This window comes from Dellaglioa sp. CoH-57-MRSF-19 (genome assembly GCF_056781975.1).
The window spans coordinates 95518-109492 of record NZ_JBXAXW010000002.1 but is presented as its reverse complement, the minus strand read 5'-3'; the positions used below and the strand labels follow the sequence as shown (position 1 = coordinate 109492).

14 protein-coding genes are annotated in these 13975 nt (G+C 31.4%); 2 read left to right on the top strand and 12 right to left on the bottom strand.

Annotated features, from left to right (window positions below):
- Nucleotides 1–80 precede the first annotated feature (80 nt).
- Nucleotides 81–1295, bottom strand: coding sequence for a CCA tRNA nucleotidyltransferase (locus AC1RO3_RS02335; RefSeq protein WP_481761338.1), 1215 nt, complete (start codon nt 1293–1295; stop codon nt 81–83).
- Entirely contained in the window at nt 1292–2077 is a 786-nt protein-coding gene (gene dapB / locus AC1RO3_RS02330) for a 4-hydroxy-tetrahydrodipicolinate reductase (RefSeq protein WP_409022516.1), read from the bottom strand. The genes AC1RO3_RS02335 and dapB overlap by 4 nt, the downstream gene beginning before the upstream one ends.
- Nucleotides 2078–2250: 173 nt before the next feature.
- Here dapB and AC1RO3_RS02325 point away from each other — a divergent pair, with 173 nt between their 5' ends.
- Entirely contained in the window at nt 2251–3111 is an 861-nt protein-coding gene (locus AC1RO3_RS02325) for a YitT family protein (RefSeq protein WP_481761410.1), read from the top strand.
- 91 nt (nt 3112–3202) lie between these two features.
- Nucleotides 3203–4033, top strand: coding sequence for a site-specific integrase (locus AC1RO3_RS02320; protein WP_481761339.1), 831 nt, complete (start codon nt 3203–3205; stop codon nt 4031–4033).
- 96 nt (nt 4034–4129) lie between these two features.
- Here AC1RO3_RS02320 and AC1RO3_RS02315 read toward each other — a convergent pair whose 3' ends face one another.
- The 10 genes from AC1RO3_RS02315 to AC1RO3_RS02270 form a co-directional block, all read right to left on the bottom strand.
- Nucleotides 4130–4735, bottom strand: coding sequence for a sugar O-acetyltransferase (locus tag AC1RO3_RS02315; RefSeq protein WP_481761340.1), 606 nt, complete (start codon nt 4733–4735; stop codon nt 4130–4132).
- Between the two features lie 134 nt (nt 4736–4869).
- Nucleotides 4870–5340 carry a GNAT family N-acetyltransferase gene (locus AC1RO3_RS02310; RefSeq protein ID WP_481761341.1) on the bottom strand — a complete coding sequence of 157 codons (471 nt, stop codon included), beginning with the start codon at nt 5338–5340 and terminating at the stop codon, nt 4870–4872.
- 82 nt (nt 5341–5422) lie between these two features.
- Nucleotides 5423–6682, bottom strand: a complete 1260-nt coding sequence (locus AC1RO3_RS02305) for a tetratricopeptide repeat protein (protein ID WP_481761342.1) — start codon at nt 6680–6682, stop codon at nt 5423–5425.
- Between the two features lie 154 nt (nt 6683–6836).
- Nucleotides 6837–7112, bottom strand: a complete 276-nt coding sequence (locus AC1RO3_RS02300) for an HU family DNA-binding protein (protein ID WP_409022511.1) — start codon at nt 7110–7112, stop codon at nt 6837–6839.
- A 198-nt stretch (nt 7113–7310) separates the two neighbouring features.
- Nucleotides 7311–8621 (bottom strand): ribosome biogenesis GTPase Der, encoded by a 1311-nt coding sequence (der, locus tag AC1RO3_RS02295; protein WP_409022510.1) that lies wholly within the window; start codon nt 8619–8621, stop codon nt 7311–7313.
- A 91-nt stretch (nt 8622–8712) separates the two neighbouring features.
- Entirely contained in the window at nt 8713–9957 is a 1245-nt protein-coding gene (gene rpsA / locus AC1RO3_RS02290) for a 30S ribosomal protein S1 (protein ID WP_481761343.1), read from the bottom strand.
- 98 nt (nt 9958–10055) lie between these two features.
- A complete protein-coding gene (gene cmk / locus AC1RO3_RS02285) occupies nt 10056–10721 on the bottom strand; it encodes a (d)CMP kinase (RefSeq protein ID WP_481761344.1) in 666 nt (221 codons plus the stop codon).
- A 54-nt stretch (nt 10722–10775) separates the two neighbouring features.
- Complete coding sequence (locus AC1RO3_RS02280) at nt 10776–11384, bottom strand: LysM peptidoglycan-binding domain-containing protein (protein WP_481761345.1); 609 nt, start codon at nt 11382–11384, stop codon at nt 10776–10778.
- A 57-nt stretch (nt 11385–11441) separates the two neighbouring features.
- A complete protein-coding gene (locus AC1RO3_RS02275) occupies nt 11442–12893 on the bottom strand; it encodes a RecQ family ATP-dependent DNA helicase (RefSeq protein WP_481761346.1) in 1452 nt (483 codons plus the stop codon).
- Entirely contained in the window at nt 12880–13914 is a 1035-nt protein-coding gene (locus tag AC1RO3_RS02270) for a helix-turn-helix domain-containing protein (RefSeq protein ID WP_481761347.1), read from the bottom strand. The genes AC1RO3_RS02275 and AC1RO3_RS02270 overlap by 14 nt, the downstream gene beginning before the upstream one ends.
- Nucleotides 13915–13975: the final 61 nt, after the last annotated feature.

The following is a 13975-nucleotide window of genomic DNA, read 5'->3' as shown; positions in this document are numbered from 1 at the left end:
CTAATTGATTCTCTTTTATAATTTGTATTACTAAGCATGTTTTGTAAAAAAAGAGATTAAATGATATTTAATCTCTTTTTTTACGCTAATTTTAACATTAGTTGCTTAGCCACTTTTAATAATTGAGTTGATTCGTTTGGGACTTCTTCTAGTAAAATACGATTTTCCAATATGGATAAAATTTGGCCTAATTTTTCACCTGGTTGAATACCAACATCTTTTATTAACTGTCGTCCATTAATTGCCATGTCTTTTTTAGACTTAATTGGAAGTGCAGTATAAGCAACTGTCAGCATTTCTGCATCTAAATTACTATTAAATATTGCTGCAACTTCATTTGCAATTAATAATAATTCTAATCCAGTTTCATACATCAGTTCTCGATTAACGGAATCATGAATAATACCGTTAAGTGCTTTGATAACTATTTGAACGTGTGTAATTAACTCATTTGAACTTTTCCATGAGATTAGAAAATGATTAATATTAGTTTCTGTTATCTTTAGAACATGAATAATTAACGACCAAGCAGCTACTTCTGATGTAAGTTTAATTGATTGCATTTTTGACATATCAGTTAGTTCCGATAAATAATTATTAAATTCGGGACAATATTTTACTAAATCTGATTCAACAAAATGTCGAAGTCCAATTTGAGGATTTTTTCCCAACAGTAATTTAATAAATTCAATATGAATCCGTTCAATAGCAATCTTTTTCAATAGTGGTGCATGTTTATTTAATGCTTTCTTCGTTTCCATTTCGATTGTGAAATCTAATTGGCTTGCAAATCTAATTGCCCTCATCATTCGTAAAGCATCTTCATTAAAACGTTCATCAGCAGTGCCAACAGCTCTAATGATGTGATTTTCTAAATCTTGTAGTCCGTTGAACAAATCAATAATCCGTCCATCATGTGTCATTGCTAAGGCATTGATTGTAAAATCACGACGTTTTAAATCTTCTTCTAAAGAGCGTACAAATTCAACATGATCTGGACGTCTAAAATCTTGATAAGTTGATTCTGTTCGAAATGTGGTGATTTCATAACCTTCTCCATGATCTAAAACCATAACAGTCCCATGTTGAATACCTGTATCTACCGTCTTATTAAAAATTTCCTTAATTTCCTCAGGGTATGCACTAGTGGCAATATCAATATCATGGATTGGTAATCCTAAGATAGTATCCCTAACACTTCCTCCGACAAAATATGCTTCAAAACCAGCATTTTCAATGGCTTTAATCACTGGTTCAGCATTAATGAAATCATCCGCAAGATTGGAAACTATCATAATATATTTTCCAATCCAACTAGTAATTCTTTATATTGTCCAATTTTTTCAGTAGCTAATGCAACACCAGACATGAATGAAATACGGTCAAATGAGTCCTGACGAATAGTTAATGCTTCACCCTCGCCACCAAATAAGACTTGTTCATGAGCAACATAGCCTGGTAAACGGACACTATGAATTCTCATGCCTTCAAAGGCTGCACCTCTCGCACCTGGTAATGTTTCTCTTTCATCAGGGTTGCCTTGAATTTTAGGTTTACGAACTTCAGCAATTAATTTTGCGGTATTTAAGGCTGTACCACTTGGAGCATCCAATTTATTATCATGATGCATTTCAATAATTTCAACGTCAGGTAAATACTTAGCAGCTTGTTGCGCAAATTGCATTAATAAAACAGCTGAAATACCAAAATTAGGAGCAATCAATCCACCTAATTTTTCTGTTTTACATAATTGTTTAAGTTCAGCTATATTATTTTCCGATAAACCCGTAGTCCCAATAACTGGTGACATATGTTTCGAAATAGCAAATTTAGTATTTTCGAAAACAACACTTGGGACAGTAAAATCAATCCAAACATCGGAAACTACGTTTATTTCATCTAGCTTATTGAATATTGGGACATTCTCTGTCTTATAGTCAGTAATTTCATTTATATTTTTTTCTGTAGCTGTAGTACTATAGACTCCAACTAATTCAAATAATGGATTTTCTAAGATCATATTTGTTGTAGTGGCACCCATTCGTCCTTTAAATCCAGCAACCAAAACTTTAATCATAGTAATCCTCCTCATCTTTAATTAATACAATCTAGTTTAACAGATTTATACTAGATTTAAAATGATAGTCAGCAGACATTCATCGATAATATGGTATGATATTTATATTGAATTTATTTCAGGGGGTAGAACTAATCTTAAAAAATGAACGAATTAAAATAATCGATTTAGTAATGATTGCGTTAGGTTGTTGTTTTTATGCATTTGGATTAGCAACCGTTAATATAACAAACCATCTTGCTGAAGGTGGTATAACCGGAGTTACTTTAATTTTACGTTATTGGTTTCATATTGATCCTGCGTATTCAACAATTGCAATTAATGTTCCATTAATCCTTATTGGTTACCGTTTTTTAGGTAAACGATCATTAGTCTATACTATATATGGAACAATAATGTTATCTCTTTTCTTATGGATTTGGCAACGTGTTCCGATTCAAATTAATGTAAATGATGATTTGTTTTTAGCAGGTATCCTTGCTGGTGCTTTTGGTGGCCTTGGGTCAGGCTTAGTATATCGTTTTGGTGGTACTACTGGTGGAACTGATGTAGTGGCTCGAATTTTTGAAAAAACACGTGGTATTCAAATGGGTAAGACAATTCTTGCCCTTGATATTGCTGTTTTGGTCATATCACTTAGCTACTTAGATTTAAGGCATATGATGTATACCCTACTAAGCTCATATGTTTTCTCAAAAATTGTTAACTTCACTCTTGAAGGTAGTTATTCTGGACTTGGCATCTTAATAATTAGTGACCAATATCAAATTATAACTAATGAAATTTGGGATAAATTAGGCAGAGGTGTTAGTTACATCAATGGTGAGGGATCTTATTCTCGCCAAAATAAAAAAATGATTTATGTTGTTATCAACCGTAATGAACTTCATCAGTTGAAGGAAATATTACAAAACCAGGATTCAAATGCTTTTGTTTCAATTAGTAGTGTTAATGAAGTACTGGGACAAGGGTTTAGTTTTAATCGACAAAAAAAGAATAAAATCACTAATATCACTAATATCTTTAATAAATGATTGGTCTTGCGCACTGCGATTTTTGCAGTGCGCTTTATTAGTGTGATATAGTTAAAGTAACTTATTGTTTATTACTAAAGGAGGCAATTAAATGAATTATCCCTATCAAAAAGCTTTTAATTTATCATTAGAATCCAACTCTTTGTCCCCATCAACAATTTTAGAATATAACTACGATATTCATGATTTTTTTAACTATCTTCTAAATTTTAATGATGCATTCTCTAATTCAATAATGGTTGAAACTATCTTAGAATCAGACGTTCGTCAATATTTAACTATGCTTCAAGATAAAAGAAATATTAAAAATTCAACATATACTAAGGTTTTATCGCATCTGAATGGTTATTTTAAATATTTATTTACCCATCAGATAAATACTCATATTCCAACATTAATGTTAAAAGGGAAAAAAAATATCGCAAATTCTGTTATAACCTTCAATTGGTTAATAGACTTCGACTCTTATCTTTTAAATTCAGAAATTAGCTACTATTCTCGACTTGTTTTATTAATGACACGGCATTTCTTTAAAATTTCAGAAATCTTACAACCTGGTTTTTTCGTTAGCTTTAAACAATTAACATTTACGGAAACAGAGGAATTATTTTTGAAGCAATTCAATACCTATATTAAACAACTACAAATTTTACAAAACTCCAACGATTGCTTTTTAAAACTGCGTAAAAATGTTGAAGCACCTTTATTATCTTTACCTGGTCTACATAAATTTTTAAAGAAAGATTTACAATTTATTGCGCCAAATGTTTCACCACGTCTGCTGTACCAGTCAGCTATTTGTTTTTCTATTCTCACTAACAATACGATGACAGATTCAGAAATTATGATGACGTTAAGAATTGATCCAAATTCACTTTTATACTACCGTCATTTAATTATTGAACAAAAATTAATCATATAAACCTTAAAAGAGCAACAAAAAGGAGCTAGAAAAATTCTAGCTCCTTTTTGTTGCCCAAATATTTTTAAATTATGCTACTTTTCGCCATAACTTTATCTAACCAATAGTCTTAATAATTCGTGCTGGATTACCTGCGATTAAAACATTATCAGGTACATCTTTTGTTACCACACTACCAGCACCAACGACGACATTATTTCCAATCGTGACACCAGGTAAAACAATCACTGATCCACCAAACCAACAATCATCACCAATTGTAATTGGTGCATCATATTGCCATCCTTCACGACGTAAATTTTTGTCCATAGAATGATGATTAGGTGTATATAACTGACAATTAGGCCCAATGAAACAGTGTTCTCCAATTGTTATTTGTCCTGCACTTAAAATCTGTAAATTAGAATTAATAAATGTGCCTGACCCTATTTTTAACATTTCCGGCCATTCTATAGTTGAAATTGGAAAATATATTTCAGCAGATTTTTCCATATTAGGTAAAAATTCTTTAAGCATTTTATCTGCATCATTCGTATCATGAGCCGCCAATTTATTTATTTTATAAATAGTTTGTGCACTTGTTTTAACAGTTTTTTGAGCCCATTCTTCTTTAGAATATTGGTACCAATCGCCATCTATAATTTTCTCAGTAATACTTTTTTTACTCAATCGTTCAATTTCTTTTTCGTTTAAATCTTTCATGTCCCTACCCCCGATATATAATTTTAGATAATTAATCGCCATTTAAACAACATTACCTATCTAAAATTATATCCTTAATAGCAATTAAAAAGCAAAAAATAATAATATCATTTATAAATATACCATCATAAATTCTATAATCTCTTTTCAAAAATTAAATTTTGGTCATTTTGTTCTATAAAGTGATAATTATTAGTCTTAGCTACTTTCAAACTTTTTATATTATTCAAATCTAGTATTATTTTTAATTTTTTTAACTTATATTCCTTTATAGCTAGTTTCTCAAGTTCTGTTAAGGCCTTTGACATTATTCCGCGTCCTACATACGACTTGTCTAACCAATAACCAACCTCAGCAGTTCCCATATGTAAATCTATTCCATGTAAATCAATCATGCCAACGATATTCTTATTAATTTTTATAGCGAAAATTAATTTAGTTTCATCCTTAAAAGAGTCTCTTAAAAAAATTATTTCATCATTAATCGATTTCATAGCATTAACCCATGGAAGCCACTCACTTAATTCAAGACGATTACGACTAATTAAATTAAATATTTCAGTACTATCTTCTAATTTTGGTATCACTATCTGATTTGTAATCATTTTACTTCCCCTTCTTTAAGCAAATCTTACAAATTGCTAACAAAAAACGCTTATACCAAAAGAATGATATAAACGTTTTATTTTAATAATTTATATCATTTTGAATATCAATAATTTCTTGATCATCAGGTACTAAAGCTAAGTAATGTTTAATTGCGTCCTTTAACTCCTCTTGTCGTCCGTTCTCTCTAAAAATAAATATAACAGATCTTAAAAAGTCAACTTGATTAGTAAAATAAGGGTATGCTTCTAAATAATTTTCTTCAGCTTTATCATAATCTTCAAGTCTTTCATATGAAATAGCTAAATTCCAAAATATTTGAGGATCTACATCTCCGTCGCTCTTGATATCTTCTAGTAATTTAATATCTTCATCATCACGTTCTTGCTTAACTAATAAATTACTTAATTGTAATAATATGCCAGTATTATCTGGATTAATATCAATTGCTTTATTTAAATACTTTTCAGCTTGCTTCTCATCGTCCAATTTTAAGGCAACAGTCGCTGCCTGTTCATACAATGTATCATTTACCTCGTCAACCGCTAACCCTTCTTGATAGACAAGTAAAGCATCATTCAATCTATTCTCATCTGAAAGTGCTTGACCAAGAATTGGATATAAGGATGTATACGAAGGATCTTCTTCCTTCAAATCATAAAGAATATCAATTGCTTTTTGTTGATCATTTAATTGTAGATAGGTTAAACCCATCTGTAACTTAGTATCAGAGTCCATATTTTCTAAATGAATTTGTTCTAAATATGCCATTGCTTTTTCAAACTGCCCACTGTTTGCGTAACTAACACCTAATCTTTGTACTAAGTTAACCTGTGACAGTTCAGTCTGTCCTGATTTAATTAATTCAAGATAAAATCCGATTGCCTGACTAAATTGTTTTGTATTAAAATATAGTTCGCCTAAAGCAAATTGGATAACTTCTTCTTCAGGAGCCAACTTATATGCAGTTAATAATTTATTTTCACTAACTTCAAACATACCTTGTGTCTGATATAAATCGGCAGCAACCATAAGAGACTGAAGATAAGCTTCTGAATCTTCTTCAATTTCTGACAAATAGTTAAGTGCTTCATCAGATTTTCCTTCACTAATTGCAATATCTGCCAGGAATGTTTTTAAAGTATCTTCTTCTGGATATTTTTCTAATAATCTTTCATAAGTACGTTTAGATTGAGCTAAAAAACCTAAGCTATATAACTCTTCTGCTAAACTAAATAATGTTGCATCATTGTCTTTTCTTAATGCTCTGGCAAATTCTTTCATTGCCTCATCAATTTGTCCTTCGTCCAAGTAGTCTAGCATAATTTCTGAATGCGTCATTAAATAACTTCCCTTCATTATTAAATTAATATGGTTTAGTTTAATCTATCATACACACAATAGCTAGTAATCTCGTACATAACTATTGTCTATAAAATAAATTATAGATTGAAAAAGCTAGTACAAAATGAATTGTACTAGCTTTTTCTAAGTATTATTTAACAGAATCCTTTAAAGCTTTACCTGGTTTAAATGCAGGTACTTTACTTGCAGGGATTTGAATTTCTTCACCAGTTTGTGGGTTACGACCTTTACGAGCAGCGCGTTCACGTACTTCAAAGTTACCGAAACCGATTAATTGAACTTTTTCACCTGTAGCTAATGTGCTTTGGATTGAACCAAATACAGCATCAACTGCGACAGTAGCATCTTTTTTTGTCAATCCTGTTTCTTTTGCAACATTTTCGATTAATTGTGCTTTGTTTGCCATAATGTTTCACCTCCCCTAAAATGTGTCCGAATATTTAAAAATATTCAGCCATTATTATTTAAAATAAATAATAATAATAGAACCAGAGATTACTCTACTAATTCTTTATTTAAGATACCATACAAAACGTATTACATCAAGGTATTTAACTACTTTAGCAGAAAAAAAGATGGCATGGTAGCGTTTTATCAATTTGAATTATTTTCTTCTTCTTTCAATAACATGAATTGGTGTTCCTTCAAAATCAAACGATGTTCTAATTTGATTTTCTAAGAAACGTTCATATGAAAAATGCATCAAATCAGTATCATTAACAAATACAACGAATGTAGGTGGTTGTATTGCTACTTGTGTTGCATAGTAAATTCTTAAACGTTTTCCATTATCAGTTGGCGTTGGATTATGGGCTACTGCATCCATAATGACATCATTTAATACTGAAGATGTAATACGACGACTATGATTTTCATTTACGCGTTTAATTAATTCGGGTATCTTAGATAATCGTTGCTGTGTAATTGCAGACACAAAAATAATAGGAGCATAACTAAGATATGCAAATTCTTGACGTATATTAGCCTCAAAATCAGATAATGAATGATTATCTTTTTCAAGAGTATCCCATTTATTTACGACGATAATGATACCACGTCCTGCTTCATGGGCATACCCTGCAACTCTCTTATCTTGTTCCCGAATACCTTCTTCAGCATTTAACACAACTAAAACAACATCTGAACGATCAATAGCACGCATGGCACGTAGTACAGAATACTTTTCAGTATTTTCATATACTTTTCCGCGTTTTCTAATACCAGCTGTATCAATCATTGAGAACATATCGCCCTCTTCAGTATCAAAAGCTGTATCAATTGCATCACGTGTAGTCCCTTCAATAGGTGAAACAATAACACGATTTTCACCCAGGATTGCATTCACCAATGAAGACTTACCCACGTTAGGACGACCAATCAAACTAAACTTAATTCGACTGTCATCTTCATCAGGAATATTTTCAGGGAATTTCTTTGTAATCTCATCCAATAAGTCACCAACCCCAAGGCCATGACTACCAGAAACTGGAAATGGTTCTCCAAATCCTAATGAATAGAAATCAAAAATATCTTGTCTAGACTCGGGATTATCAACTTTATTAACCGCTAAAATAACTGGCTTATCAGAACGATATAAAATTTTAGCCACTTTCTCATCAGCATCCGTTACGCCTTCTTTTACACTTACAAGAAAAACAATAACATCAGCTTCATCGATTGCGATTTGTGCTTGTTCAGTGATTTGCGTCAAAAAGGGTTCATCACCGATATCGATACCACCAGTATCAATCAAGCTAAATTTTTGCGCTAACCACTCACTATGAGCATAAATACGATCTCGTGTAACACCAGGAGTATCCTCAACAATTGAAATTCTTTCCCCGGCTATTCTATTAAAAACTGTGGACTTTCCAACATTAGGACGTCCAACAATTGCTACAACAGGATTTGCCATAGATAGTACCTCACTCTCTAAATATCTTTTGTAATAAATAATAAAAACGACTGAACTACAGTTCAGTCGTTACTTAAAAATAATATTTTAATTATTTGTTAGTATCTGCATCTTCTAATGCTTTACCTAAAATATCACCAAGTGTGAAACCAGTACTTTCTTCTGGCATACCACTCATTGTTGATTTAGGAGCTTTAGCTTTTGGTGCAGCTTTTTTAACTGTTTTTTTCTTTTCAGGTTTTTCTTCTGTTGCTGGTTTTTCTTCGAGAGCTTTAATTGATAAAGCTAAACGATGTTCTGCTGGATGTACTTCAAGTACTTTAACTTGAACAGCTTGGCCAGTTTTTAAAACTTCGCCTGGTGTAGCAATATGTGTGTAAGAAATTTGTGAAATATGAACTAATCCTTCAATTCCAGGCATAACTTCAACAAATGCACCAAATGTCGTTAAACGTTTAACAGTACCATCTAAGACGTCATCTACATGGATATCATTTTCAACATTATCCCATGGTTGAGGTAATGTTTGTTTGATTGATAATGAAATACGATTCTTATCTAAATCGATTGCCAATACTTTAACTTTAACTTCTTCACCAACTGATAAGACATCTTCTGCCTTAGAAATACGGTTGTAAGAAATTTCTGAAATATGAACAAGTCCATCAATACCACCAAGATCAACAAATGCACCGAAGTTAGTTAAACGGGCAACTGTTCCTGTTACAACTTCACCAACTGTTAAAGTTTTAAGAGTTTCTACTTTTTGAGCATCTCTTTGAGCTTTAACAATTGCTTTATGTGATAAGATTAATCTATTTTCAGTTGGGTCAATTTCAATAATTTTGAAATCTAATGTTTGATGGTTATATTTTGATAAATCTTCAACAAAACGATCATCAATCATTGAAGCGGGTACGAATCCACGCACACCAGCATCAGCAACTAATCCACCTTTAACAACTTGTGTTACTGTAGCTTCGATTGTAGCATCATCATCAGCTAATTTTTGTAAGTCATTCCAAACTTCACGTTCAGCAATTCTTCTTTGTGATAGTAAGTAACTACCACCTTCTTTATCGCCACCGATACTTGAAATAACAACTAAATCCATAACGTCACCAATTTTGACAACGTCTTCTGTTTCTTCACCAGCTTTAAGTGCTAGTTCTTTAGCTGGTACAACACCTTCAACACCGGCGCCTTCAATACCAACAATGACTTGTTTAGCATCATCGATAGCTAAAACTTCACCTTTTATAACAGAACCAACCTTAACTTCACTTACACTATTTAATGCTTCTAGTAAATCATTATTTTCTTCAATATTACTCATGGACAATGTCCTCCTTAGCGAATAAACTCTATTTATTATTTTAGCTGAAATGAAGAGTAATTACTAGTGCTAATACTCATTTTTCACATTTTATTTTATTATTTGTTAATTATATCCATAATTTTCTGTACGACCCCATCAATATTCATTGAAGTCGTATCTACAAGTATAGCATCTTTTGCCTGAATAAGCGGAGAAATTTCACGTGTAGAATCTTTTCGATCTCGTTCGGCAATTTCAAACTCTAAAACATCAAGTGTTGTATTAATACCCTTAATTTGATTTTCCTTAAATCGGCGAAGAGCACGTTCTTTAACACTCGCAACTAAGAATATTTTAACTTCAGCATTTGGTAATACTGTCGTTCCGATATCACGACCATCCATAACAATTGATCCATCTTCGGCAATTTCTTGTTGTCTTTTAACTAATTCCTTGCGTACACCTTCTTGAGCAGCAACCGTTGAAACATTATTAGTTACCTCAGGTTGCCTAATTGCTTGTGTTATGTCTATATTGTTTATATAGACTAATTGTTCTGGATTTGCTGGTTTAAAAGAAATTATTGTATCTTTTAATAGACTAACTAACTTATCATCATTATCCAGCGCAACATTCTTTGCCATTGCTTCAAAAGTAATTGCTCGATACATTGCCCCAGTGTCGCAATAAACATAATTTAATTTTTTAGCAACTAATTTAGCGACAGTGCTTTTTCCTGCGGATGCCGGTCCGTCAATTGCAATTTGGATATTATTTTTCATCAAGTAATTCCTCCATAAAAATGGGATTGATTAGATATCAATCCCATATGTATATTATTTAACTCTTATTTTTTGTCCTGCACTAATAGAAGTAGTCAACCCTGGATTCATTTGTAGAAGTTGTTCTGTAGTTAACCCATTGTTTGCTGCAACACGATATATGCCTTGTCCTGCTTCGACAGTTACATATGACTTTGAAGATGCACTTGATGAACTATCAGAGCTGGTTGATTCACTAGACGCTGAGCTAGAGCTTGAATTAGTGCTAGAACTAGCTTTCTCTTTTGATTCAGAGCTAGCTTTTTCTTTTGATGCTTTTTCTTTCGATTCAGAACTAGCTTTTTCTTTTGATTCAGAGCTTTTCTTAGCACTTGAGCTAGAACTATCAGAATCATCAGTTTTGGTAACTATTTTTTTACTTACTGAACTCTCGCTTGTGGTTCTATCTTCTGGTTGGTATACTTTGTTACTTTCAACAATATAAAAAGCAATCGTTCCAATAATAATAGCTACAAAAACAACTAATAACCCCGTAGTTAATAATGAACTATTTTTACTTTTACGTCTATTCGCTGATCGAGAATAATTTCCATTATCGTCTCTATCGTCTTCGAATGATTTTTCCCAAGGCTTTTTTTCTGAATTATCTTTTTTATCACTCATTTTTCAATCCTCCTAAAAACAATTATCATTATTTTACCATAATAATCCAAATTATTCTCAAGATAATTTAAACAATCTTGAAATAATATTATCTGTTGATTGAATTAACTGCTTGTCATCATTTTTGATTATCTTTTTTTCTAATCCAATCTTTTGAAGTACATCCACATTAAATAACGCTGAGCAACAGAATTCATCATGTTCTATTAATTTCGATTCTCCAAAATGGTTTAAAATTTGTTGCTTTCGACAATTACTTGAATTAACAAACATTATCATATTTTGTAATCCAGTTTCTTTTTCAATTTTCCTTTGTCTAAAAAGGAACTGCACCTCTTCAACTGAGCTTTGTTTCTCATAGTAATAATCTAACAGTTTACCTTTTTCTTCTCCAAGACCAACTAATTCCTTATGTTTTTTAAAATACATCCTAATAAAATCATCATCTGGAATGGTTAAATCAATTAAGTTTCTTTGTAGAAACACATCATTTTCTTGAGAAAAAACAATTGCGATACTCTGCTGGCCATCTCGTCCAGATCGGCCAAATTCTTGTACGTAGCTTTCAAAATCAGCGGGCATATGATAATGGATAACGTATCTAATATCTTTCTTATTAATACCCATACCAAAAGCGCTTGTTGCACATATAACATCTATTTGATTTTCCATAAATTGTCTTTGTACCGTATACCTTGCCATATCATTCAAGTCAGCATGGTACGGTTCAGACCTTAATCCAGTGTTATTATTTATTAAATCTGAGACCTCATTTGCCTTTTTCTTGCTCGAGAAATAAACGATTCCAACACCCTTGATTTTATTCAATAAATTTAATAATTGCTTATTTTTATCAGATTCATCATGCACTTTTAAGACACTTAAAAAAATATTACTTCTATTAACCGATTTAATGATTTTATGAAAATCTCGACCTTCTGTTTTTAATTGTGTCATAATATCATTCTGAATATTTAGTGCAGCTGTGGCTGTCAACGCCAAAACGCAAGGTGTACCAAGTTTCACAATTGCATTATTCAAATCCAAATAATCAGGCCTAAAATCTGGTCCCCAAGTGGAGATACAATGTGCCTCATCTACAACAAATAGTGATACATCTATTTGTTTAAGGGCATTTATCACTTCAAATTGACTTAGCATTTCAGGAGATAAATAAACAAATTTATAAGATTGTATATTTTTTAACACATATTTTTTTTCAGAATAACTCAATATTGATGTTAATCCAATAGCTGTCCCATTACCACGAAAATTAAATTGACTAACTTGATCTTGAATTAAAGATAACAACGGTGAAACGATAACTGTCGTACCATTCATAAGATAGCCAGCTAACTGATAACACAATGATTTCCCAGTCCCTGTAGGTAGTACTGATAACGTGTCTTGACCAGATAAGATAGTTTCTATGGTTTCTTCTTGGCCTATCATAAATGAATCGAATCCAAAGTATTCCATCAATTTTTCTTTTAAATTAATTTTGGACATCTATTTTACTCCTATAAATTTGATACAAACGATAATCGAAAAAATTTATATCAGGTTTCTTATTTTGTATTATTTTAAAAGGTACTTGATCAATATCTCTCCCCATAATTTCAGATAAATCATTAACTATTTTTTTTGTTAAAAAAGTATCAAATGGAAATTTTTCACTAATCATTGCTAATTCAAGTAAATGTTCAAAAATTGTACTAGTCTTCAATCCTCTACTTTTAGCCACATCATTAACAGATAGGCCCATAGTAATTAATCTCATCGTTTCCTTTGCACTTTCAGAAATAATTCCTGTTTTTAGAATTGACTGAACTAATTCTTTGAACACACTTTGTTTTTGCTCCTCAATCCAACTAGCAAAAAAATTTATTGTATCTCTGTATATTAATTGAATCTCCATTTCTGATAGATTCAACTCATTTGCTAACTGTTTATTGGTCAATCCATTAAGATTATGACCAATTAATTTGTTCATAAATATTAAACTAGAATTTGTATCAATTTTTTGCACGAACAATCGTAATTCTAAATTAACTTGTTTTGTTAGTATTGTTTTGTCATTATTAGAAATCCATTTTTTGATATTAAATTTAGTTAATTCGGATGTTACGACAGGATAATAATGACGATTAACAAAGCTAAGTTCAGATACAACTTGTATAGCTAAAATACAAGTTTCTGACCATTCATTAAATTTATATTGATTTATTAATTTAGGGTGCTTAATTTGATATAAATCGCTTTTCGCTTTTTTTTGTCGAATTAAACCATTTTGCGTTAACCGAACTTGCCCATTAGATTCAGTGAGTAATTTATTTTGTTTCAACTTAGAAAGTATTTTTTGATATATTTCATTTGTAAATTGAGGATCAATACTAAAATAATCTAGCAAATCATAACGCATTCCCCAATATATATTGGAAACAGTATTCCGACCTGTAATAATGCTAAATATTACATTAGGTCGCCGATATTCGACATTAAACATTTGTAAGAGATAATCTTCAACCATAAAATACCATCCTTATAAAATAAAATGAGGAAGAATCACTTAAGAATTCTCCCTCATTAAT